Genomic DNA, 21853 nt, shown 5'->3' on the forward strand with positions numbered 1-21853 from the left:
CAGGAAGCCGGCACCGCGGGCGCCCCGCTCAGAGCCACTTCGAGACGAGGTGCTCCGAGGCGACACGGCGCAGGGTGCCGGACGCGCTGCGCAGCACGACGCTCTCCGTGTAGAGGTAGTCGCCGTCGCGCCGGACGCCCGCGACGAGCTGACCGTCGGTCACCCCGGTCGCGACGAAGATCGTGTTGTTGCCGCTCACCAGGTCGTCGGCTTCATAGACCTTGTCCATGTCGAGTCCGGCGTCGATGCCGCGCTGACGCTCGTCGTCGTCACGCGGCCACAGCCGGCCCTGGATGTGCCCGCCCAGCGCCTTGATCGCGCATGCGGTGACGATGCCCTCTGGACTTCCGCCGACGCCGATGCACATGTCGGTGCGCGCGCCGTGTCGGGCGGCGTTGATGCCGCCGGCGACGTCGCCGTCGCTCATCAGGCGCGTACCTGCGCCGGCGTCGCGGATCTCCTGGATGAGCTGCTCGTGGCGCGGACGGTTCAGCACCGAGACGACGATCTCCTCGACGGGCTTGCCGAGGGCGCCGGCCAGACGCTTGATGTTCTCGGCGACGGGGAGGCGGATGTCGACGACGCCGACGCCGGCGGGGCCCGTGACGAGCTTGTCCATGTAGAACACGCTGGAGGCGTCGAGCATCGTGCCGCGGTCGGAGACCGCGATCACCGAGAGCGCGTTCTGGCGGCCGGCCGCCGTCAGCGAGGTGCCATCGATCGGGTCCACCGCGATGTCGCACTGCGGGCCCGTCCCGGATCCGCTGCCGACGTGCTCCCCGTTGAAGAGCATGGGGGCGTTGTCCTTCTCGCCCTCGCCGATGACCACGCGGCCGTCGAAGTCCACGGTGCCGAGGAAGGCTCGCATCGCATCCACGGCGGCGCCGTCCGCCGCCTCCTTCGCGCCGCGTCCGATGAACGGGACGGCGCGGATCGCCGCGGCCTCCGTCGCACGGACGAGTTCCAGTGCGAGGTTGCGGTCGGGGCTGAGGGGGCTGAGATCGGCTGTGAGGCTCACCATGCCCCCAGCGTAGGGGCGGACCGGTTACGGATCCGCAGATTTCCGCGCCGGGAAACCGAAAGATCCACGCTTCTTTACCAGGCCGAAGATCCGCCTTCCCGGGCCCGCCGTCACGCGCTCTGAATCGCCGATCCTGCGGCGCTAGAGTGGCACAGACCCCCGTCGTCCAGCACAGGAGAAGCCATGCCCGTTGCCACCCCGGATCAGTACGCCGAGATGCTCGACCGCGCGAAGGCGGGCGGCTTCGCCTACCCGGCCTTCAACGTCTCCAGCTCGCAGACCATCCACGCCGTGCTGCAGGGTCTGACCGAGGCCGGCTCCGACGGCATCATCCAGGTCACCACCGGCGGCGCCGACTACTTCGCCGGTCAGACCGTCAAGGCCCGCGCCACCGGCGCGCTCGCGTTCGCGAAGTTCGCCACCGAAGTCGCGAAGTCCTACCCGGTCACCGTGGCACTGCACACCGACCATTGCCCGAAGGACGCCCTCGCCGGTTTCGTCGAGCCGCTCGTCGCCGCTTCCGAGGAAGAGGTCAAGGCGGGCCGCAACCCCATCTTCCAGTCGCACATGTGGGACGGCTCGGCGGTGCCGCTCGCGGAGAACATCGAGATCGCCCGCGACCTCCTCCCCCGCATGAAGGCGATCAACGCGATCCTCGAGGTCGAGATCGGCGTCGTCGGCGGCGAGGAGGACGGCGTCGCGCACGAGGGCTCGAACGAGGCGCTCTACACGACGTTCGCCGACGTCGACCAGGCCGTGCAGGCGCTGGGACTCGGCGAGCAGGGCCGCTACATCGCGGCGCTCACCTTCGGCAACGTGCACGGCGTCTACAAGCCGGGCGGCGTGAAGCTCCGTCCCGAGCTGCTCGGCGAGATCCAGCAGCAGGTCGCCGCGAAGTACGGTACGGGCGCCAAGCCGCTCGACCTCGTCTTCCACGGCGGATCCGGCTCGACCGACGCGGAGATCGCCCTCGCGGTCGCGAACGGCGTGGTGAAGATGAACATCGACACCGACACCCAGTACGCGTTCACGCGCTCGATCGCCGGCTACATGTTCAACAACTATGACGGCGTCCTGAAGGTCGACGGCGAGGTCGGCAACAAGAAGGTCTACGACCCGCGCGCCTGGGGCAAGGTCGCCGAGACCGCGATGGCGCAGCGCGTCCTCGAGTCGACGCGCCAGCTCGGCTCCTACGGCCAGTCGAAGAGCTGACGACCGGCACAGTCGCACCGGCGTTCAGGAGCGCCGCGGGGATCCCTCCCCGCGGCGCTCCTGTCGTCGGGCGGACCAGCGGCCCGGTTCACCCCGAGGACGAACCATCGCCGATGTCCTGGCGCAGGATGACGGTGCCCGCGGTGTTGCGGATCTCGACCGTGCGGATGTCCGACAACGGCTGCGCGGTTCCCGCCGAGAGCGTCGCGGTGCGTCCGGGATCCGCCTTCCAGGTCGAGAGGTCGGTGCTCTTCCCGTCGTCCCCGACGACCGTGAGGACGTAGGTCCAGCCCGCATCGGGAGCGCCCGCGGCGTAGAGGCAGGCCATGTCGATCTTCGTCCCCCACGCGACCGGGGTCAGTGAGATCGTGGCGCTCAGGGGCACGGCGCCTGCTCCCTTCAGCGCCACTGAGACCGCCGGCCGCGGAGCGAGCGCGACGATCGTGACCGGCACGGCGATGGCGAGCGCGGCCGCGATGCCGACACCGGTCCACAGCGCGCGGCGCCGGGAGCGCCGCCTGGCACGGGCGATCGACAGCAGCTTCGGCCCCGCAGGGTCGACGTCATCGGTGCCGATCCGCGCCGCGTCGTCCGCGTGTACGCGCGAAAGCAGACCCACGGCGGGAACCAGTTCTGCGAGCGCCGTGCGGCATTCCGCGCAGACCGCGAGGTGCGCCTCGTACTGCGCGCGGTCCGCCGCAGACAGCGCGCCCATCGCATAGGCGGCATCCCATGTCGCGAACGGATCCGGATCCACGCTCACCGGATCACCCCTCTCTCCTGCAGCGCGAGCCTCAGGGCCCGCAGTCCGTAGTGCATCCTGGACTTCACCGTGCCGCCCGGAATCCCGAGCTCGGTCGCGATCTCGTCGACGCTGCGACCTCGGTAGTAGCCGGCGACGATCACGGCGCGATGCTCGGGGCTGAGGTCTGCGAGCGCGTCCTCGATGAGGATCGCATCGAACAGCCGGTCCGTGACATCGCCCGAGACGCGCTCGGGGACCTCCGCCATCGGATGCTCGTGGCGCCGCCTGGCGCTGCGCGCCTCGTCGATGACCAGGTGACGGGCGACCGTGAACATCCACGCCCGGGTGGTCGTCACCTCCTGTTCCAGGATCCGCGGCGTGCGCCAGGCGCGCAGCAGCGTCTCCTGCACCACGTCGTCCGCCGAGGCGCTGCTCCCGGTGAGGTGCACGACGTAGCGGCGGATCGGTCCCGCGTGCACGTCGTAGAGCGCCGTCAGCCGTTCGTCGTCATCGTCCACAGTCGCCTCCTCACAGGGAAACGAGGCCCGTGCCCCGGAGGTTCACCGGTGGCTGAGCCCTGGCCCGCGTCGCCGCGAACCCGGATCCCCGAGGCGTCTTGCTCTCAGTATGCTCGCCGCGCTCTTCTTTGAGACGTTCGATCCGGCCGGCGACGTCCGTCACCGAGGGATCATCCGGTCGGCGACGCCCGAAGTAGCCGATCGGCTGATGCGGGCCCCGTGGTCGGATTTCTAGCGTAGAAGGCATGAACATCTCCCTCTCTCGCAGGCTCATCGCCGCCTCGACCATCGCCCTGGCTGCCGTCGCCATCGTCCCCACGACGGCCGCCGCGGAAGCCCCCACCGCCGCAGTCTCCGCCCCCTTCGCGAAGAAGGTCCTGACCCCGTCCGAGACGCTCGCGTCCACCCCGTGGAAGACGACGAGCGCCCGCGATGCCCAGGGCCATCGCGTCGCGCTGGACGACCCGGCCGTGTCGAACTTCGTGGGCTGGGCCTACTTCAAGGCCGACGGGACGTTCACGATGTACAACCTCGACGACAGCCCGAAGATGCACGGCGACTGGAGCGTGGCGGCCGACGGCTCGTCGCGCTGGATCGCCGCCAAGGATGCGAACGGTGCGGTGCTGTTCCAGCGGGTCGTGCCGATCGTGCAGCTCGACAAGAACGTCTTCACCTACCGCGTGTTCCCGAACGCGGCCGACCAGAGCGTGTACTACGACATCGTGCACACCAAGACCAACCACGTCGAGCCCGGCACCGGCGGCCGCGGCCCCGGCGCGCACGGCGGCCACGGCGGCCATGGCGCCGGGAACGGCGGCCACCACTTCAACAACGGCAACGCACACTGATCCACGGATCAGGACGAGCCCGGTTCCTCACGGAGCCGGGCTCTTCGCGTCCGAGGAACTACTTCTGCAGCTGCCCGTTCAGGTACGAGATCACAGCCGGATCTGCGAAGAACGGCACCATCAGGCAGACCGCCGCCAGCATCCCGAACACGATGCCGCCCGCGACCGGGAGCCACCACGTGAGCTTGCCGCGCCGCAGCCTGGCCACCGACCAGGCGGCAGTCGCGACCCAGCCGACGATCAGGACGACGCCGGCGACGATGCCCCAGGTCCGCGCCTGCCCGTAGTTCGTGAACGTGCCGGAGATCCCCATGGCCTGCATCAGGGTCGTCAGGAGCGAAGACGGATTGAGGTAGGTGATGACCGTGGTGATCACGTTCCAGAGCCCGTAGGCGAGCAGCGCGATCGACGCCATCCGATCGACCGGGTGCGCCGGGCGCTCCCCCGCCGCCTCCGCGGGAGCCGTAGGGGTCACGGGCTGAGCGGCGGGCGCCGTCGGCGGAATGTGCACGGCGGGCGGCGGCACCAGTGGCCGTCCCGCTCGACTGCTCTGCTCCTCCGGCGTCGCGTACTCGCCGAAGGCAGGCCGGCGCGGCTGCTCCACAGAACCGGAATCGGTCATCGGCTGCGTCCGCCCAGTGCCCGCTCGTCGCGCTGGCCGGAGACGTCCTGGCGGAGCTCCTTCGGCAGCGAGAACATCAGATCCTCCTCCGCCGTGCGCACCTCCTCGACGTCGCCGTATCCCGCCTCGGCGAGCGCCTGCAGGACCTCCTGCACCAGCACCTCCGGCACGGAGGCACCGCTCGTCACACCGACCGTCGTGACGCCATCGAGCCACTCCTGTCGCACCTCGTCCGCGTAGTCCACGCGATACGCGGCCTTCGCGCCGTACTCGCGCGCCACCTCGACCAGGCGCACGCTGTTGGAGGAGTTGGCGGATCCGACCACGATCACCAGATCCGCGTCTGCAGCGACCTTCTTGATCGCGACCTGACGGTTCTGGGTGGCGTAGCAGATGTCGTCGGACGGCGGATCCTGCAGCTCCGGGAAGCGCGTGCGAAGCCGGTTCACGGTCTCCATGGTCTCGTCGACCGAGAGCGTGGTCTGCGAGAGCCAGACGACCTTGGACGGGTCGCGCACCTCGACGATGTCGGCCTCCGCCGGGGAATTCACCACCGTGACGTGATCAGGGGCCTCGCCGGCGGTGCCCTCGACCTCCTCATGGCCGTCGTGGCCGATGAGCAGGATCTCGAAGTCGTCGCGGGCGAAGCGCACGGCCTCGCGGTGCACCTTGGTCACCAGCGGGCAGGTCGCGTCGATCGCGTGCAGGTGGCGGTCCTCCGCCGCGGAGACGACCATCGGCGAGACGCCGTGAGCGCTGAAGACGACGTGCGAGCCCTCGGGGATCTCGTCCACCTCGTCGACGAAGATGGCGCCCTGCTCCTCGAGCTCGGTGACCACGTGGATGTTGTGCACGATCTGCTTGCGCACGTACACCGGGGCGCCGTAGCGCTGCAGCGCCTTCTCCACCGCGACCACGGCGCGGTCGACGCCGGCGCAGTAACCGCGCGGCGCGGCGAGCAGCACGCGCTTGCGCCCCTCGACGGGACGGTCCTGGAGCGGCTCGCGCACGGCCGTGGGGCGGCGGCGAGGGATCTGCGGCACGGGCAGCGCGACGGGAGAACTCACGCCCCGATTCTACCGGCGGCGTCCTGACAGCCGGCCGGGATCCGGCAGATGGCCATTGCTACGCTGGGGAGGCGATGACCGTCTTCGAAGCAGCCTCCGTGCCCGGTGAGGCCCCGCCCGCCGATTCCGTCGCGCCGCGCGAGTCCTCCGCGGACGCCCCGACCTCGATCGCGAGGCTGAACGCCACGATCCGCGACTTCGTGGCGCAGTGGGGCACGGTCTGGGTCGAGGGCGAGATCACGAGCTGGAACGTGCGGGCCGGCAACATCTTCGCGCGCCTCAAGGACACCCGCTCCGACGCGCAGATCTCGATCCGGGTGTGGTCGAGCGTGCGGGCGCGGATCCCCGCCGATCTCGCCGTCGGCGACCACGTGATCGCGGCGGTCAAGGCCGACTACTTCGTCAAGGCGGGCGACTTCAGCTTCACGGTGTCGGCGATGAAGCACGTCGGCCTCGGCGACCAGCTCGAGCGCCTCGAGCGGCTGCGCGCGCAGTTGCGCCAGGAGGGTCTTTTCGACCCTTCCCGCAAGAAGCCGCTCCCCTTCCTCCCCCACGTGATCGGACTGATCACGGGTGAGAACTCCGACGCCGAGAAGGACGTGCACCGCAACGCCGAGCTGCGCTGGCCGCAGGTGCGCTTCCGCACCGTGCACGCCGCGGTGCAGGGCGATCGCTGCGTGCCCGAGACCCTCGCCGCGCTCAAAGTGCTCGACGCGGATCCCGACGTCGACGTCATCGTCATCGCCCGTGGCGGCGGGGATCCGCAGACCCTTCTCGGCTTCAGCGACGAGCGCCTGGTGCGTGCGGTCGCCGCGGCGACCACGCCCGTGGTCAGCGCGATCGGTCACGAGAACGACCATCCGCTGCTGGACGATGTGGCGGACCTGCGCGCCTCGACTCCGACCGACGCCGCCAAGCGGGTCGTGCCCGACGTCGGCGAGCAGCGCGCGCTCGTCGCCCAGCTGCGAGCCCGCGCGGCGACCAGGGTGTCGCAGCGCATCTCGCACGACATCGCCCAGCTCGAGCAGCTGAGGTCGAGACCCGTGCTGCGGGATCCTGAGCCGCTCATCGAGCGCCGCGCGCAGGAGGTGTGGCTGCTCGCCGCCCGCTCCCGCGACACGCTGGGACGTGCGGTCGATGCCGCGGGGAGGCGCACGGCCGAGCTGCGCGCCTCGCTGCGCGCGCTGTCACCCGCCGCCACCCTCGCCCGCGGATACGCGATCGCTCACCGCGAGGACGGACTGATCGTGCGCGATGCCGCCGACGCTCCCGCCGGCACCGCCCTCACCCTCACCGTCGACCGCGGCTCGCTGCGCGCCGTGTCGGAGGGGGAGATCGCCGAGGCCGGCGCCGCCGACGCCCCGGGATCGGGCTCCGCGGCACCGGACGAGGGCTCCGACGCGCGCCGGTAGGATGGAGGCGTGACTGTGTCGAACGAGCCGTCCGCCTCCGCAGGGAGCTCTGCGCCGACCGTCGCTGATCCCGCCGCCCTCAGCTTCGAGCAGGCGAGAGACGAACTGGTCCGCGTCGTCGCCGAGCTCGAGCAGGGTGCCCCGACGCTCGAGCAGTCGCTCACCCTGTGGGAACGCGGCGAGGCGCTCGCCGCGCGCTGCGAGGAATGGCTGCTCGGCGCCAAGCGCCGCCTGGACGCGGCCCGCCCCTCCGAGGGGGACGCACGATGAGCCGCACGCCGAAGCATGCCCCCGTCGTCGCCGAGCTCGGCCGCCCGGAGACCGCGCAGGAGACCGCCGACCGCAAGGCCGCATCCTCCGCCGCGTACCGCTCCAGCCAGACGTTCCGCGGCCTCATCGCCGCCCTCATCGCGACCGTCGGCGTCGTCCTGCTGATCGTGCTCATCGTGCCGCGCGGCGACTTCACGGGATCCAACGCCGTGGACCTCCCTGCGGCCGCCAAGAATGCGCAGAGCACCCTGAACCGCCCGGTCCTGCTGCCGACTCCGCCCAACAACTGGCGGGTCAACAAGGCCGTCCTGATCGACGGCAAGCCCGTCGTGTGGGACATCACGGTCGCACCCCAGGCGGACGACGCCCGCGGCTACGCGCACGTCGCACAGGCGTTCGACGCCGACGCGGACTGGGCCGCCACGCCGCTGCGCGGCACCTCCTCGAAGGGCACCGTGAAGATCGGCGGGCGCTCCTGGGACGAGTACGTGATCCCGAATCCCGACTCGGCCGCGAACATCAACTACGCCCTCGGCGCGCAGGTCGGCAAGGACTACGTCCTCGTCTACGGCGCCCTGGGCAAGGCGGGCACGGCGGAGCTGGTCGCCAAGATCAGCCCGCAGATCGACCAACTCGAAAGCGGACGATGACCGACATCACCACGCTGACCCCCGACCAGGCCTGGCAGCTCATGAGCGAGGGGAACCGGCGCTTCGTCGCGGGCGACCCGGAGCACCCCAATCAGGACGTCGGCAAGCGCCATGAGCTCGTGGACGGGCAGGCGCCGCTCGCGACCCTGTTCGGCTGCTCCGACTCGCGCCTCGCGGCCGAGATCATCTTCGACAAGGGCCTCGGCGACCTGTTCGTGGTCCGCAACGCCGGGCAGGTCCTCGGCGAGTCGATCGTCGCGAGCCTGGAGTACGCCGTGGCGATCCTCGGCGTGCCGCTCATCGTGGTGCTCGCGCATGACAGTTGCGGCGCCGTGCGCGCCGCGATCGACGGCACGGCGATCGATGCCGCCCCGCTCCCCCCGCACATCTGGCGGCTCGTCGCCCCGATCGTGCCGGCCGCCCGCAAGGTGCTCGCCGAGCACGGCGGATCCACCGTGGCCGAGATCGACGCCGAGCTCGTGGGACAGGAGCACCTGCGCAACACCGTGCGAGACCTGCTGCAGTCCTCGGAGCTGATCTCCCAGGCCGTCGCCGACGGCAAGCTGGGCATCGTCGGCGCCAACTACCGACTGAACGAGGGCACGGCCGTGCCCGTCGTCACCGTGGGCCTCAGCGACGCCCACGCCTGAACATCCCCCTCATCACCCCGTCACATCTGGAGGAACAGCAGTGACCGACAACGAGCAGTACCGCATCGAGCACGACACCATGGGCGAGGTGCGCGTGCCCGTGAACGCTCTGTACGGGGCGCAGACGCAGCGCGCCGTGGAGAACTTCCCGATCTCGGGCAAGGGTCTGGAGTCGACGCAGATCGCGGCTCTCGCCCGGATCAAGAAGGCCGCCGCGCTCGCCAACAAGGAGCTCGGCACCCTCGACGGCGCCATCGCCGACGCGATCGCCCAGGCGGCGGACGAGGTCGCAGAGGGCAGGCACGACGGCGAATTCCCGGTCGACACCTACCAGACCGGATCCGGCACGTCCTCGAACATGAACATGAACGAGGTGCTCGCCACTCTCGCGACCCGGATCCTGGGCGCGACCGTGCACCCGAACGACCACGTGAACGCGTCGCAGTCGTCGAACGACGTCTTCCCGACCTCGGTGCACATCGCCGTCACCCAGGCACTCATCGACACCCTCATCCCCTCGCTCGACCACCTCGCGGTCGCGCTCGAGGCGAAGGCGGTGCTGTGGAAGGACGCGGTCAAGTCCGGCCGCACCCACCTCATGGATGCCACCCCTGTCACCCTCGGCCAGGAGTTCGGCGGCTACGCCCGCCAGATCCGCCTCGGCATCGAGCGCGTGCAGGCGGCCCTCCCCCGTGTCGCCGAGGTCCCCCTGGGCGGCACCGCGGTCGGCACCGGCATTAACACCCCGCTCGGCTTCCCGCAGAAGGTTATCGCGCTGCTCGCGGCCGAGACCGAGCTGCCGATCACCGAGGCCAAGGACCACTTCGAGGCCCAGGCCAACCGCGACGGCCTCGTCGAGGCGTCGGGTGCGCTGCGCACGATCGCCGTCTCGCTGACCAAGATCAACAACGACCTGCGCTGGATGGGCTCGGGCCCGAACACGGGTCTCGGCGAACTGCACATCCCCGACCTGCAGCCGGGCTCCTCGATCATGCCGGGCAAGGTCAACCCGGTCGTCCCCGAGGCCGTGCTCATGGTGTGCGCGCGCGTGATCGGCAACGACGCGACCGTCGCCTGGGCCGGCGCCTCCGGCTCGTTCGAGCTGAACGTCGCGATCCCCGTCATGGGCACCGCACTGCTCGAGTCGATCCGTCTGCTCTCCAACGCCGTGCGCGTGCTCGCCGACAAGACGGTCGACGGCCTGCAGGCCAACGTCGAGCGCGCGGCCGCGTTCGCGGGCATGAGCCCGTCCATCGTGACGCCGCTGAACAAGCTCATCGGCTACGAGGCCGCGGCGAAGATCGCCAAGCACGCCGTCGCCAAGGGCATCACGGTCCGCGACGCCGTGCTCGACCTCGGCTACGTCGAGCGCGGCGAGCTGACCCTCGAGCAGCTCGACGCCAAGCTCGACCTGCTGTCGATGACGCACGCCGGCTGAGCCGGATCCGCTCGCGCGGAAGCCGCGGTCCCCTCGGGGCCGCGGCTTCCGTCGTTCTCGGGGTGGCGGGTGCTGGCATTCGCTGACTTGGCGACGCTTGCAGGACTCGGCGACGCCGGCAGGATTCCACGGGCGGTTCGGTCATGCAGGTGTCGCACGGTCCTGCACGCGTTGCGAGCGCGTTCGGCCTCCACACTCGCACCGCCGCGCCGATAGTTCACTGATCTCGTGAGACGCCAGCCGCTCTGGTACAAGCCGCGCCAGAGTGAGCGCCATGTTGGATCCTGCGATCACCCTCACACGCCTCGGTGGCGTCGCCCGCGGCGAGCAGCTGCAGCGCTTCGGTTTGACCCGAAGTGCACTCGCCCGCGCCGTCTCGAGCCGGAGGATCCTCCGCGTCCGCCCCGGAGTATTCGCCGCCCCTGGCACGAGGCGCGAGGTCGTGGACGCGGCTGCGCACGGGGGCGCGCTGACATGCGGCACGGCGTTGCTCGCGCGCGGGGTATGGGTGCTCGACAAGGACGCTCCCCCGCACGTCTGGGTAGGTCGTAGCGGGCGAGTGCACCCTCATCCGGGATGCGGATGCGTCAGCCACTACTTCGACGGTGAGACCTTGTTCGGCGTCGTCGGTGCGGAGACCGCTCTGATCCACCTCTACCTGTGCGGGGGCGACGAGGCGTTCTTCGCGGCCTTCGAGTCCGCGTGGAGAAAGGGGCTGCTCTCCCGCGCCACGCGCATCAGGATCCGCGACGCCCTCCCTGCCGCCGCTCGCTGGCTCGTCGACTTCGCGCGTCGTGATGCAGACAGCGGTCTCGAGTCCCTGCTGCGGCTCCGGATGCATATCCTCGGCGTTCGGCTCGAGAGCCAGGTCCGGATCGCAGGTGTCGGAAAAGTGGACTTCGTGGTCGCCGGCAAACTCATCATCGAAGTGGATGGCAAGGAGAACCACGACGGATCCACCCAGCGGCACAAGGATCTGCATCGGGACGCCATCGCCTCGCGTCTGGGGTTCGAGACCCTGCGCTTCGACTACGCCCAGGTGCTGCACGACTGGCCGGCCGTGCAGGCGGCCATCCTCGCCGCTCTCACTCGCGCGGCCGGCTGAGGGCGCTCCTGGCGACGCCTGCAGGACGCGGCGACGCCTGCATGATCAGAACAGCGGATCCGTCATGCATCCGTCGCTCGATCATGCAGGCGTCGCGAAGAAGCCCTGTTGTCAGCTCAGCTCGCCGCCCTCCAGGAGCTCCGTGACCAGCGCCGCGATCGCGGAGCGCTCGGAACGCTGCAGGGTGACGTGGCCGAAGAGGCTGTGGCCCTTCAGAGTCTCGATCACGCTCGCGATTCCGTCGTGGCGGCCCACTCGCAGGTTGTCGCGCTGACCCACGTCGTGGGTGAGCACGACGCGGGAGTTCTGCCCCATGCGGCTCAGCACCGTGAGCAGCACGTTGCGCTCGAGCGACTGCGCCTCGTCGACGATCACGAAGGCGTCGTGCAGCGAGCGCCCGCGGATGTGCGTGAGCGGGAGCACCTCGAGCATGCCGCGCGCGATGATCTCCTCGACGACGTTGCCGGAGACGACGGATCCGAGAGTGTCGAACACCGCCTGGCCCCAGGGGCTCATCTTCTCGTCCTTGTCGCCCGGCAGGTAGCCGAGCTCCTGGCCGCCGACGGCGAACAGCGGCCGGAAGACGATGATCTTCTTCTGCTGCTGCCGCTCGAGCACCGCCTCCAGGCCCGCGCACAGGGCGAGGGCCGACTTGCCGGTGCCGGCGCGACCGCCGAGCGAGACGATGCCGACGTCGGGGTCGGACAGCAGATCGATCGCGATGCGCTGCTCGGCCGAGCGCCCGTGCAGGCCGAACACCTCGCGGTCGCCGCGGACCAGCGCGTACTCGCCGTCGCCCGTGACCCGTCCGAGGGCGGAGCCGCGCTCCGAGTGGATGATGAGGCCTGTGTTGACCGGGAGTCCGATCGCCTCCTCGCTCGTGCCGACCTCGCTCTCGTAGAGGTCGCTCATCTCGTCGCCCGAGAGCGAGATCGAGCTGATCCCGGTCCAGCCCGAGTCCACCGCCTGCTCGGCGAGGTACTCCTCCGCGTTGATGCCGAGGGAGGCCGCCTTGACGCGCATCGGCAGATCCTTGGAGACGACCGTGACATCCTGCCCGTCCTGGGAGAGATGCATCGCGACGGCGAGGATCCGGCTGTCGTTGTCGCCGAGGCGGATGCCGCTGGGCAACACCGTCTGGTCGGAGTTGTTCAGCTCGACGCGCAGCGTGCCGCCGTCGCCGATCGGGACCGGGAAGTCGAGCCGGCCGTGCTCGACGCGCAGCTCGTCGAGGTGACGCAGCGCACGTCGGGCGAAGTACCCGAGTTCGGGATCGTGGCGCTTGCCCTCCAGCTCGCCGATCACGGCGACCGGCAGGACGATGGAGTGCTCGGCGAAGCGGAAGAACGCCTGCGGATCCGACAGCAGCACGGACGTGTCGAGCACGTAGGTCTTCAGATCCTGATCGAGCGTTGCACCCCCTTCGCTCACGGCGGTGGTGCGGGTGGTGCTCTTCAGTGCGGTACGTGCGGCCACAACGCTCTCCCGACCCGGGGATTCCCGGTACTAGGCGAGTCGACCAGGGCCACGAGTCGCGATCCTTGAGGCCGACTCGATCGGACGCCGTGTCCGATGCCATGAACGTACGACTCCCCACCGACATCGCGCAGGAAGGACACGCGCTCTTCTCGGTTAAGGGCTGGTGAACTCTCGGGCGTCGGCGAGAGCGGCGTCGAACAGGCCGAGCGTCTCGGCGCTCGTGCCGGCATGCGGAGCGACCCGCACGGCCCCCGACCGCACCGTCACCTGGATGCCGGCCGCGGCGAGCGCGTCCCCGACCCGCTGCGGATCCGCGGGCGCGAGCACCACGATGCCGGCGCGCTCCGCGGGCGCCCGCGAGGACACCACCTCGATCCCGTGCCGATCGGCGATGTCCAGCAGAGCGTCGACGTTGCGGGACAAGCGCTCGGCGACGGCGCCGACCCCGACGTCCTGGATCTCGGCGGCGGCGGCCGCGAGACGTCCCGCCGCGAGCGGATCCGACGCGCTGACCGCGTACGCCTGCGCCGAGAGGGCGGGATCCGGCAGCGCGTCGGTGGGAAGGCCCGCGGCGGCGGTCGCGATCCGGCCGCTGAGCACGGGACGGATCCGCTCGCGGGCGCGATCCGTGAACCGCGCGAAGCCGGTGCCGCGTCCGGCCCGCAGCCACTTGTAGCCGTGTCCGACGACGACGTCGGCGACCGCCCAGTCCTCATCCACGACGCCGAAGGACTGCACGGCGTCGACGATGAGCAGCCGGTCCTCGCCGAGCGCCTCGCGGAGGGCGGCGAGATCGGCGCGGTACCCCGAGCGGAAGTCGACATGGCTCACGACGAGCGCCGTCACGGCGGGGTCCAGCGCCTCGGCCACGGCCGCGGCCGTCACGCGGGTGCCGGCCGGTGCGATCCAGCGCGGAGCGAGCCGCCCGCCCGACGCGGCCGCGGCGCGCTCGAGAGTGATCGTGACACTCGGGAACTCGGCCGCGGAGGCGATCACCGCGCCGTCGAGGCCGGCGAGCGCCTGCTGCAGGGCGTGCGTCGACGAAGGATGGACCGTGACCTCATCCGGAGCGGATCCGAGCAGCCCCGCCACCGCCGCCTGCGCCTCAGCCGTCCGCCCGGCGGTCGCCGCGATGCCCTCGGCGCGCCCCGTCGCGAGCAGGTCGGCATCGGCGGTCAGAGCGGCGCGCGCGGCCGGGGACATCGGCCCGAAAGCGGCCCAGTTCAGATAGCCCGGATCCTCGCCGAACGTGGCGGTGTAGTCGTCGATCGCGCACATCCCGCCAGTCTGACACGCAGCACAGGCCCCCCGGCGTTCGACGCTCAGCGACCGAAGCGGCGGTCGCGGTCGGCGTAGTCGCGGATGGCGCGGAGGAAGTCGACCTGCCGGAGGTCCGGGCCGAGTGCCTCGACGAAGTAGAACTCGCTGTGCGCACTCTGCCACAGCAGGAAGTCGCTGAGCCTCTGCTCTCCGCTCGTGCGGATGACGAGATCCGGATCCGGCTGGCCGCCGGTGTACAGGTGCTCGCCGATCATCTCCGGAGTGAGGTTGGCCGCGAGGTCCTCCAGCGTGCCGCCGGACGCGTCGTGCTGCGCGAGGATCGAGCGCACGGCGTCGACGATCTCGTTGCGCCCGCCGTAGCCGACCGCGAGATTCACGTGCAGCCCGGTGTGGTCCCGGGTGCGCTCCTCGGCCTCGGCCAGCACCCGAGCGAGCGCCGCGGGCAGGATGTCGGCGCGCCCTACGTGCTTGACGCGCCAGTTGCCCTCGCGGGAAAGGCTGTCGGCGAGTTCCCCGATGATCTCGATGAGGTCGGCGAGCTCTGCCGAATCGCGCTTGCCCAGGTTGTCCGCGGAGAGCAGGTAGAGGGAGACCACCCGGATGCCGAGCTCATCGCACCAGCCCAGGAACTCGCGCATCTTCGCGGCCCCCGCCCTGTGGCCGTGCGCGGGGGTCGCGTAGCCCAGCTGCCGGGCCCAGCGGCGGTTGCCGTCGATCATCATGGCGATGTGGTGCGGCATCGTCGCGGGATCCAGCCGTCGCCGCAGGCGTCGGGAGTACAGCCGATAGAGGGGGCCATTCCCTGGCTGCTCGGACCGTGCGCTCACTCCCCTACGCTACCGCGCGGACGCGATCCGGCCGTCATGTCATCCAGGGGTTATGTACGGTTTGCGGCATAAGCGGACGCCTAGAGTTCAACCATGCGCAGAGCGACCCGATCCGCTGCACCCGCTGTTCCCGAGCTGCCCCTCATGGAGGCGGCCGAGTACGACGCGCAGATCGAGATCAAACCGACCTGGCGGGGCTGGATCCACGCCGGCACGTTCCCGGTGGCGATCGCGGCCGGGATCGTGCTCATCGTGCTCGCCCACGGAACGGTCGCGAAGTGGGCCGCCGTGGTGTTCATGATCACCTCGCTGCTGCTGTTCGGCAACTCGGCGCTGTACCACCGCTTCAACTGGAAGCCCAGGACCAAGTCGATCCTGAAGCGGATCGATCACGCGAACATCCTGCTGCTGATCGCCGGCACCTACACCCCTCTCGCGACGCTCGCTCTGCAGCCGGAGAAGGGCGTCCTGCTGCTCGTGCTGGTGTGGTCGGGAGCGCTCCTGGGGATCCTGTTCCGGGTCTTCTGGATCAACGCCCCGCGCTGGCTGTACGTCGCGCTCTACCTGCTGCTCGGCTGGGGCGCGATCATGTACGTCGTCGACCTGGTCAACGCGAACGTCGCGATGATGGTGCTCGTCTGCGTCGGCGGCCTGCTCTACACCGGCGGCGCCATCGTGTACGCGCTCAAGAAGCCCAACCCGTGGCCCGGCAAGTTCGGCTTCCACGAGATCTTCCACGTGTGCACCGTGCTGGCGTTCCTCTGCCACTGGACGGCGTGCCTGCTCATCTCGCTGGCGCCGCTGCAGCCGTCGCTGGGCCTGCCCGGCTGAGCCGCCAGGCTCCTCCGAGCCGTCAGGACTTCGGCGCGCCCGCGTCGCCCTCGCCGTCAGCGGCACCGCCCTGAGCGGCCTCTTCGGCGTCGAGCTCGGCGCGCACCTCTTCGCGGTAGCGCACGCGACGGATCCGCCGCTGCATGTCCCAGATCAGGAGGACCGCGAAGACGACGACCACCGCGACGATCACGAAGCCCACGGGGCCCGGGGTGACCAGGTTCGGGTCGACCGTCGGGGTCGGAGTGGGGGTGGCCGCCGCAGCGGCAAGGATCGCCTCGATCATCTCTCAGCCTTTCTGGGCACGGCCCGTTCGGGCCCCTGGCCTCCCGCGGGATAACCTGGAACCTCAAGCCTAACGATCGGAAGCACCCCGCCGTGACGACCCCCGCCCAGCTCGACGAGCGCTACGGCCGCGGACCCCGCCGCCGCCTGCCGATGGTCCTCACGATCGCGGCCGCGGCGATCGTCGTCGGTGTCTTCGGCTGGTGGACCTGGCAGGGCTCCGCGGACACCGTGGACGTGACGGGAACGGGCTTCCGCCTCGTCGACGACCACAGCGTGACCGTGAACTTCCAGATCACGGCGCCCACGAACCGGCCCGTGCACTGCATCGTGGAGGCGCAGGACGAGGAGTTCGGAATCGTCGGCTGGCGACTCGTCTCCTACCCCGCCTCGGAGAAGCATTCCAGGGCGTTCACGGAGCATGTCCCGATCGTCTCGGCCGCGACGACGGGTTTGGTGAACTCCTGCTGGGTGTCCTAGGCTCATCGTGTTGATCGACGCCCCGGCAGGAGCCGGGGCGTCTTGGCATATCCGGGACGTTCCGTTCTCGGATCCGATTCGCAAGGAGTTCGCCGTGTCGAACGACGCACAGGTCCCCTTCCTCACGCAGGAGGCGTACGACCGCCTGGTCGCGGAGCTGGAGAACCTCTCCACGGTCGGCCGCGAGGAGATCGCCAAGCGCATCGAGCTCGCGCGCGAGGAAGGCGACCTCAAGGAGAACGGCGGCTACCACGCCGCCAAGGACGAGCAGGGCAAGATGGAGGCGCGCATCCGCACGCTCGAGCTCCTGCTGAAGTCGGCCAAGGTCGGCGAGGCCCCGGCCAGCCGCGGCATCGTCGAGCCCGGCACCGTCGTGACCGCGACCGTCGCGGGCGGCGAAGAGGTCTTCCTCCTCGGCAGCCGCGAGATCGCCGGCGGCACCGACCTCGACGTGTACAGCGAGGCGAGCCCGCTCGGATCCGCGATCCAGGGCCTCAAGGTCGGCGAGAAGACCTCCTACGAGGCGCCCAACGGCCGCTCGATCGAGGTCGAGATCCTGAAGGTCGAGACCTTCGCGGGCTGACCGCATCCTGCAGACGACGAACCCGCCGCGCCATCGAGGGCCGGCGGGTTCGTCGTATCGGAGCGTTCTTCGCGATCGTCAGTCCTGCACGACGATCGGCTCGAAGCCCGCCGCGCGCAGCGTGTCGAGGGTGAGCTCCGAGTGCTCGGGGCCGCGCGTCTCGACGCTGAGCTCGAGGATGACGTCGTTGATCTGCAGTCCGTGGCCGTGACGCGTGTGCATCGCCTCGATCACGTTGGCGCCGGCGTGCGCGATGAGCTCGGACACCCGGGCGAGCTGGCCGGGGCGGTCGGGCAGCGGGATGCGCAGCGTGAGGTAGCGGCCAGAGGCCGCGAGCCCGTGCGACACGACACGCTGCAGCAGCAGCGGGTCGATGTTGCCGCCGGAGAGCACGGCCAGCGTGGTACCGCTCGCGTGCACCTTTCCGGCCAGGATCGCCGCGACGCCGACCGCGCCCGCGGGCTCGACCACGACCTTGGCCTGCTCCAGGAGGAGCAGCAGGGCGCGGGCGATGTCGTCGTCGCTGACGGTGACGACGTCGTCGACGAGCTCGGCGATCATCGCGAAGGGCACGTCGCCGGGGCGCGCCACGAGGATGCCGTCTGCGATCGTCGGCTGCGTCGTGATCTCGACGGGATGGCCCGCGGCGAGCGACGGGCCCATCGCGGCAGCGTTCTCCGCCTGCACGCCGATCACCCGCACCGTGCGCCCCTGCTCGGCCGCACGCGCCTTGACGGCCGCGGCGACGCCGGCGATCAGTCCTCCGCCGCCGATGCCGACGAGGATCGTGTCGACGTCCGGCACATCCTCGACGAGCTCGAGGCCCAGCGTGGCCTGGCCCGTCACGATGTCGCGGTGGTCGAACGGCGGGATCAGCACCGCGCCGGTGCGCTCGGCGAACTCGGCCGCGAGCCGCAGCGACGTGGCCACCGTCTCCCCCTCGAGCACGACCTCCGCGCCGTATCCGCGGGTCGCGAGCAGCTTGGGCACCGGCACGCCCATGGGCATGAAGATCGTGGCGGGGATCCCCAGCGCCTGGGCCGCCAGGGCGACGCCCTGGGCGTGGTTGCCGGCGGATGCGGCGACGACGCCGCGACTGCGCTCCTCGGCGGTGAGCCGGGAGAGCCGGTGCACCGCGCCGCGGATCTTGAACGACCCCGTGCGCTGCAGGTTCTCCATCTTCAGCATCACGGGCGAGCCGAGCACCTTCGTGAGTGCGACCGAGGGCAGCGTCGGGGTGCGCACGATCACGCCGTCCAGGCCGTCGGCCGCCTGCCGGATCTCGGCGAGGGTGGGGATCGTGTCGTTCGTCATCGCTTGCTCCTTCTCCGCGCCCGGGGCACGGTCTGCCAGATGTAGTCGCCATCCGGGGCGGCGCCGGTGCGCCACGCACCGGAGTTGATGGTCACGGCAGCCACGTTCACGAACGCCGCGAGCGGCACCGCGAACAGGGCGCCGGGGATCCCGGCGATCAGGGCGCCGCCTGCCACGACGAGCACCACGGCGAGCGGGTGCACCTTGACGGCGGATCCCATCAGGATCGGCTGCAGGAGGTGTCCCTCGATCTGCTGCACCGCGAGCACCACGATCAGCATCCAGAGCGCGATCCAGGGCCCGTTGTAGACGAGGGCGAGGAACACCGCGAGCGCTCCGGTGACGACCGCGCCGACGATCGGGATGAAGGAGCCGAGGAAGACCAGCACGGCGACGGGGACGGCCAGCGGCACACCCAGCAGGAAGGCGCCGAGGCCGATGCCGACGGCGTCGATGAAGGCGACCAGCATCTGCGTGCGCGCATAGTTGATCACGGTGGCCCAGCCGTTGCGGGCCGCGGCGTCGACGGCGGTGCGCGACGCCTTCGGGAACAGCTTCAGGGTCCATCGCCAGATCCCGCCGCCGTCCGCGAGCAGGCAGAGCAGGATGAACAGCGTCAGCACCGCGCCGGTCGCGACGTGACCGAAGGTGGTGCCGACCGCGATCGCCCCGCTCTTCAGCAGCTCGCCCTGCTCGCCGAGGAACGTCACGGCCTGGTCGAGCAGATCCTGGATCTGCCTCGCCGTCAGATGCAGCGGACCGTCGAGGAGGAACTGCTGGAACTGCGCCCAGGCCGCCACCGAGCGCGTCTGCACCCCGTCCCATTGCTGGGTGATCTGCCAGATCGCGAGCCACAGCAGGCCGCCCACGATCGCGAACGTGCCGATGAGCGCCACCACGATCGCGAGCCAGCGCGGCCAGCGCGCCCGCAGCATGGTGCTGAACGCGGGCCAGAGCAGGGCCGTGAGCAGGATCGCGACCATCAGCGGGATGACCAGGATCTTGAACAGCATGACCAGCCAGATCACGACGCCGAGCGCGGCGGCGATCACCAGCAGGCGCCAGGCGTATGAGGTGGCGATGCGCAGCCCTGACGGCAGGGATCGCTGCACGTCGTCGCGCACGTCGACATGGCCGGTGACGGTGCGCTGGCGGATGAGATCGCGCAGCCGGGGCGTGCTGTCCTCGCTCATCGGCCCAGTCTACGGGCGCGGCATGGGCCGCCTCGTCCGTGCGACGGCGCCGCCGATGGACTCCGCCGATGTCGGCGGCTGTCGATACGCTGACCGACGTGACAGGATCCACGGCCGGCCCCTCCCCCGTCGACACGCTGAGCGCCGGCGAAGCCAGGCGGATCGCGCTGGCCGCGCAGGGGTTCTCCCGGCGACGGCCGGCGGATCCGGGCGTGCGCCACCTGCACACGGCGATGGCGCGCATGGGCGTGCTGCAGATCGACTCCGTGAACGTGTTCGCGCGCTCGCACTACCTGCCGCTGTTCTCGCGTCTGGGCGCGTACGACCCTGCGCTGTTGGAGAGGGCGTTCCTGTCGCGTCCGACGGCGGCACGCTCCGGCCGGTACACCGAGTACCTCGCGCACGAAGCGACCTTCCTGCCCGTCGAGGACTGGCCGCTGTGGGGCTTCCGTCGCGAGGCGTTCCGCGCCAAACGCGGCGAGTTCTGGGGACGCACCTCGTCGGCCCGCACGCTGGACTGGGTCCGCTCCGAACTGCAGGAGCGGGGTCCCTCACGCCCTGCCGAGATCCGCGGCGATGCCCCGGGCGGCAAGGGCGGCTGGTGGGAGTGGGACGACGTCAAGCACGCCCTGGAGTACCTGTGGCGCGTCGGCGAGGTCGCGATCGCGGGGCGCGACGGCTTCGAGCGCCGCTACGCCCTCGCGGAGCACGTGGTGCCGGGAGATCTCCTCGGACGCGATCTCGACCGCCCCACCGCGATCGGCGAGCTCGTGCGCCGGGCGGCCAGGGCGCACGGGGTCGCGACCGCGGCGGACATCGCCGACTACTACCGCATCAAGGACCGCGCGCTGATCCTCGGCGCGATCGACGACCTCGTGGAGCAGGGCGAACTGGAGCCCGTCCGCGTGCGCGGGTGGGAGCGCGGCGGGCGACCCCTTCCGGCCTGGCGGCACGTCGATGCCGTCCTGCCGCGCCGGATCGACACGACGGCGATCCTCACTCCGTTCGATCCGGTCGTCTGGTTCCGCGATCGCGCGCTGAGGGCGTTCGCCCTGGATTACCGGATCGAGATCTACACGCCCGCCGACAAGCGCCGCTACGGCTACTACTCGCTGCCGGTGCTGGTCGGCGACCGGATCGCCGCCCGGGTGGACCTCAAAGCCGATCGCGCCTCCGCGACGCTGCGCGTGCAGTCGGCGTGGTGGGAGCCGCAGGCACGCCCGGCCCACGACGTCGAGCCCATCGCCGCCGAGCTGCGCGCGGCCGCCGCCTGGCAGGGGCTAGAGCACGTCTCGGTGTCCGGCTGGGGCGACGCCTCGGCCGCCCTCGCCGATGTGCTCGACGGACACTCCGCGCGAGTGCTGCGGCACGATGTGGGCCGGACGGATCAGGTGCCGCTCGGGGCCTGACCGCCCTGAAAGCGGCGTGTCAGAACTGGACGCGCGGGGGCTCTGCGATGGCGGCGCCGTCGGCCACCTCGAAGAACTCGCGCTCGGTGAAGCCGAGGTTGCGGGCGAACAGGTTGTTCGGGAACACCTTGATCTTGGTGTTCAGCTCGCGCACGCCGCCGTTGTAGAACCGGCGGGAGGCCTGGATCTTGTCCTCGGTGTCGACGAGCGCGGCCTGCAGCTGCAGGAAGTTCTGGCTGGCCTGCAGCTGCGGATACGCCTCGGCCACCGCGAAGAGGCTCTTCAGCGCCTGTTGCAGATGGCCCTCGGCAGCTCCGGCCTCGCCGGGGCTGGAGGCGGAGAGCGTCTCGGCGCGGGCGCGCGTGACGTTCTCGAACACCGCCTTCTCATGCGCGGCGTAGCCCTTCACCGTGTCGATGAGGTTGGGGATCAGATCGGCGCGACGCTTGAGCTGCACCGTGATGTCGCTCCACGCCTCGTCGACGCGGACCCCGAGCTGCACGAGCGAGTTGTACGTGGCCCACAGATAGATGCCGATGGCGACGATCAGAACGACGATCACACCGACGACGACGAGCACTGGCACGAGAACATCCACGGACGACAACCCCCT

24 protein-coding genes are annotated in these 21853 nt (G+C 70.5%); 12 read left to right on the top strand and 12 right to left on the bottom strand.

Features of this window, described 5'->3' with window-relative positions:
* Positions 1 to 28: 28 nt before the first annotated feature.
* Positions 29 to 1021 carry a class II fructose-bisphosphatase gene (glpX, locus tag CQ044_RS11505; protein ID WP_045272195.1) on the bottom strand — a complete coding sequence of 331 codons (993 nt, stop codon included), beginning with the start codon at positions 1019 to 1021 and terminating at the stop codon, positions 29 to 31.
* A gap of 183 nt (positions 1022 to 1204) precedes the next feature.
* Between glpX and fbaA the strand changes: the two genes are divergently transcribed.
* Entirely contained in the window at positions 1205 to 2233 is a 1029-nt protein-coding gene (gene fbaA / locus CQ044_RS11510; RefSeq protein WP_105688594.1) for a class II fructose-bisphosphate aldolase, read from the top strand.
* Positions 2234 to 2321: 88 nt separating this feature from the next.
* Here the strand turns inward: fbaA and CQ044_RS11515 are convergent, their stop codons facing one another.
* Positions 2322 to 2996, bottom strand: a complete 675-nt coding sequence (locus CQ044_RS11515) for a zf-HC2 domain-containing protein (RefSeq protein ID WP_146116783.1) — start codon at positions 2994 to 2996, stop codon at positions 2322 to 2324.
* Positions 2993 to 3496 (bottom strand): sigma-70 family RNA polymerase sigma factor, encoded by a 504-nt coding sequence (locus tag CQ044_RS11520; RefSeq protein WP_045272193.1) that lies wholly within the window; start codon positions 3494 to 3496, stop codon positions 2993 to 2995. Before CQ044_RS11520 ends, CQ044_RS11515 begins: the two co-directional genes overlap by 4 nt.
* A gap of 245 nt (positions 3497 to 3741) precedes the next feature.
* Here CQ044_RS11520 and CQ044_RS11525 point away from each other — a divergent pair, with 245 nt between their 5' ends.
* On the top strand, positions 3742 to 4344 hold the full coding sequence (locus tag CQ044_RS11525) for a DUF4822 domain-containing protein (RefSeq protein WP_181158289.1): 603 nt from the start codon (positions 3742 to 3744) through the stop codon (positions 4342 to 4344).
* A 58-nt stretch (positions 4345 to 4402) separates the two neighbouring features.
* On the opposite strand, the gene CQ044_RS11530 is transcribed toward CQ044_RS11525, so the two are convergent.
* Together CQ044_RS11530 and CQ044_RS11535 are read right to left on the bottom strand one after the other, a co-directional pair.
* The gene (locus CQ044_RS11530) at positions 4403 to 4966 is read right to left on the bottom strand and encodes a DUF6264 family protein (RefSeq protein WP_105688596.1); all 564 of its coding nucleotides are present in this window, start codon (positions 4964 to 4966) and stop codon (positions 4403 to 4405) included.
* Entirely contained in the window at positions 4963 to 5976 is a 1014-nt protein-coding gene (locus tag CQ044_RS11535; protein WP_105688632.1) for a 4-hydroxy-3-methylbut-2-enyl diphosphate reductase, read from the bottom strand. Before CQ044_RS11535 ends, CQ044_RS11530 begins: the two co-directional genes overlap by 4 nt.
* Before the next feature lie 131 nt (positions 5977 to 6107).
* Between CQ044_RS11535 and xseA the strand changes: the two genes are divergently transcribed.
* The 6 genes from xseA (at position 6108) to CQ044_RS11565 (ending at position 11558) form a co-directional block, all read left to right on the top strand.
* A complete protein-coding gene (gene xseA / locus CQ044_RS11540) occupies positions 6108 to 7445 on the top strand; it encodes an exodeoxyribonuclease VII large subunit (protein ID WP_105688597.1) in 1338 nt (445 codons plus the stop codon).
* A gap of 9 nt (positions 7446 to 7454) precedes the next feature.
* Entirely contained in the window at positions 7455 to 7715 is a 261-nt protein-coding gene (locus CQ044_RS11545) for an exodeoxyribonuclease VII small subunit (RefSeq protein WP_374954855.1), read from the top strand.
* Positions 7712 to 8365, top strand: coding sequence for a DUF4245 family protein (locus CQ044_RS11550; RefSeq protein WP_105688598.1), 654 nt, complete (start codon positions 7712 to 7714; stop codon positions 8363 to 8365). The genes CQ044_RS11545 and CQ044_RS11550 overlap by 4 nt, the downstream gene beginning before the upstream one ends.
* The gene (locus tag CQ044_RS11555) at positions 8362 to 9015 is read left to right on the top strand and encodes a carbonic anhydrase (RefSeq protein ID WP_105688599.1); all 654 of its coding nucleotides are present in this window, start codon (positions 8362 to 8364) and stop codon (positions 9013 to 9015) included. The genes CQ044_RS11550 and CQ044_RS11555 overlap by 4 nt, the downstream gene beginning before the upstream one ends.
* Positions 9016 to 9055: 40 nt before the next feature.
* On the top strand, positions 9056 to 10453 hold the full coding sequence (locus tag CQ044_RS11560) for an aspartate ammonia-lyase (RefSeq protein ID WP_105688600.1): 1398 nt from the start codon (positions 9056 to 9058) through the stop codon (positions 10451 to 10453).
* 274 nt (positions 10454 to 10727) lie between these two features.
* Positions 10728 to 11558, top strand: a complete 831-nt coding sequence (locus CQ044_RS11565) for a type IV toxin-antitoxin system AbiEi family antitoxin domain-containing protein (RefSeq protein WP_105688601.1) — start codon at positions 10728 to 10730, stop codon at positions 11556 to 11558.
* Positions 11559 to 11669: 111 nt separating this feature from the next.
* Here the strand turns inward: CQ044_RS11565 and CQ044_RS11570 are convergent, their stop codons facing one another.
* The 3 genes from CQ044_RS11570 to CQ044_RS11580 all read right to left on the bottom strand — a co-directional run bounded on the left by CQ044_RS11570 (position 11670) and on the right by CQ044_RS11580 (position 15145).
* Positions 11670 to 12989: a PhoH family protein gene (locus CQ044_RS11570; RefSeq protein WP_235281755.1), complete on the bottom strand. Its 1320-nt coding sequence runs from the start codon at positions 12987 to 12989 to the stop codon at positions 11670 to 11672.
* Positions 12990 to 13190: 201 nt separating this feature from the next.
* Positions 13191 to 14315, bottom strand: a complete 1125-nt coding sequence (locus CQ044_RS11575; RefSeq protein ID WP_105688602.1) for an aminotransferase class V-fold PLP-dependent enzyme — start codon at positions 14313 to 14315, stop codon at positions 13191 to 13193.
* 44 nt (positions 14316 to 14359) lie between these two features.
* Positions 14360 to 15145: an isoprenyl transferase gene (locus CQ044_RS11580; RefSeq protein ID WP_105688603.1), complete on the bottom strand. Its 786-nt coding sequence runs from the start codon at positions 15143 to 15145 to the stop codon at positions 14360 to 14362.
* A 93-nt stretch (positions 15146 to 15238) separates the two neighbouring features.
* Between CQ044_RS11580 and CQ044_RS11585 the strand changes: the two genes are divergently transcribed.
* Positions 15239 to 15976: a hemolysin III family protein gene (locus tag CQ044_RS11585; RefSeq protein WP_105688604.1), complete on the top strand. Its 738-nt coding sequence runs from the start codon at positions 15239 to 15241 to the stop codon at positions 15974 to 15976.
* A 22-nt stretch (positions 15977 to 15998) separates the two neighbouring features.
* Here the strand turns inward: CQ044_RS11585 and CQ044_RS11590 are convergent, their stop codons facing one another.
* Complete coding sequence (locus CQ044_RS11590) at positions 15999 to 16262, bottom strand: hypothetical protein (protein ID WP_105688605.1); 264 nt, start codon at positions 16260 to 16262, stop codon at positions 15999 to 16001.
* Positions 16263 to 16354: 92 nt separating this feature from the next.
* Here CQ044_RS11590 and CQ044_RS11595 point away from each other — a divergent pair, with 92 nt between their 5' ends.
* Both CQ044_RS11595 and greA read left to right on the top strand, forming a co-directional pair.
* Positions 16355 to 16741 (top strand): DUF4307 domain-containing protein, encoded by a 387-nt coding sequence (locus tag CQ044_RS11595; protein ID WP_045272182.1) that lies wholly within the window; start codon positions 16355 to 16357, stop codon positions 16739 to 16741.
* A 94-nt stretch (positions 16742 to 16835) separates the two neighbouring features.
* Positions 16836 to 17324, top strand: coding sequence for a transcription elongation factor GreA (gene greA / locus CQ044_RS11600; RefSeq protein ID WP_045272181.1), 489 nt, complete (start codon positions 16836 to 16838; stop codon positions 17322 to 17324).
* A 78-nt stretch (positions 17325 to 17402) separates the two neighbouring features.
* Here the strand turns inward: greA and ilvA are convergent, their stop codons facing one another.
* A complete protein-coding gene (gene ilvA / locus CQ044_RS11605; protein ID WP_105688606.1) occupies positions 17403 to 18638 on the bottom strand; it encodes a threonine ammonia-lyase in 1236 nt (411 codons plus the stop codon).
* Complete coding sequence (locus tag CQ044_RS11610) at positions 18635 to 19831, bottom strand: AI-2E family transporter (RefSeq protein ID WP_105688607.1); 1197 nt, start codon at positions 19829 to 19831, stop codon at positions 18635 to 18637. Before CQ044_RS11610 ends, ilvA begins: the two co-directional genes overlap by 4 nt.
* A gap of 98 nt (positions 19832 to 19929) precedes the next feature.
* On the opposite strand from CQ044_RS11610, the gene CQ044_RS11615 reads away from it, so the two are divergent.
* A complete protein-coding gene (locus CQ044_RS11615) occupies positions 19930 to 21240 on the top strand; it encodes a winged helix-turn-helix domain-containing protein (protein WP_258133276.1) in 1311 nt (436 codons plus the stop codon).
* 19 nt (positions 21241 to 21259) lie between these two features.
* On the opposite strand, the gene CQ044_RS11620 is transcribed toward CQ044_RS11615, so the two are convergent.
* Complete coding sequence (locus CQ044_RS11620) at positions 21260 to 21838, bottom strand: LemA family protein (protein ID WP_045272342.1); 579 nt, start codon at positions 21836 to 21838, stop codon at positions 21260 to 21262.
* Positions 21839 to 21853 lie beyond the last annotated feature (15 nt).

This window comes from Microbacterium sp. MYb64, from assembly GCF_002979495.1.
In the GTDB taxonomy this organism is placed as follows: Bacteria; Actinomycetota; Actinomycetes; order Actinomycetales; family Microbacteriaceae; genus Microbacterium; species Microbacterium azadirachtae_A.

Coding starts and splice junctions, on each gene's coding strand:
- glpX (WP_045272195.1), bottom strand. CDS start 1,021: ATGGTGAGCCTCACAGCCGATCTCAGCCCCCTCAGCCCCGACCGCAAC.
- fbaA (WP_105688594.1), top strand. CDS start 1,205: ATGCCCGTTGCCACCCCGGATCAGTACGCCGAGATGCTCGACCGCGCG.
- CQ044_RS11525 (WP_181158289.1), top strand. CDS start 3,742: ATGAACATCTCCCTCTCTCGCAGGCTCATCGCCGCCTCGACCATCGCC.
- CQ044_RS11530 (WP_105688596.1), bottom strand. CDS start 4,966: ATGACCGATTCCGGTTCTGTGGAGCAGCCGCGCCGGCCTGCCTTCGGC.
- xseA (WP_105688597.1), top strand. CDS start 6,108: ATGACCGTCTTCGAAGCAGCCTCCGTGCCCGGTGAGGCCCCGCCCGCC.
- CQ044_RS11550 (WP_105688598.1), top strand. CDS start 7,712: ATGAGCCGCACGCCGAAGCATGCCCCCGTCGTCGCCGAGCTCGGCCGC.
- CQ044_RS11555 (WP_105688599.1), top strand. CDS start 8,362: ATGACCGACATCACCACGCTGACCCCCGACCAGGCCTGGCAGCTCATG.
- CQ044_RS11565 (WP_105688601.1), top strand. CDS start 10,728: ATGTTGGATCCTGCGATCACCCTCACACGCCTCGGTGGCGTCGCCCGC.
- CQ044_RS11575 (WP_105688602.1), bottom strand. CDS start 14,315: ATGTGCGCGATCGACGACTACACCGCCACGTTCGGCGAGGATCCGGGC.
- CQ044_RS11585 (WP_105688604.1), top strand. CDS start 15,239: ATGCGCAGAGCGACCCGATCCGCTGCACCCGCTGTTCCCGAGCTGCCC.
- CQ044_RS11590 (WP_105688605.1), bottom strand. CDS start 16,262: ATGATCGAGGCGATCCTTGCCGCTGCGGCGGCCACCCCCACTCCGACC.
- ilvA (WP_105688606.1), bottom strand. CDS start 18,638: ATGACGAACGACACGATCCCCACCCTCGCCGAGATCCGGCAGGCGGCC.
- CQ044_RS11610 (WP_105688607.1), bottom strand. CDS start 19,831: ATGAGCGAGGACAGCACGCCCCGGCTGCGCGATCTCATCCGCCAGCGC.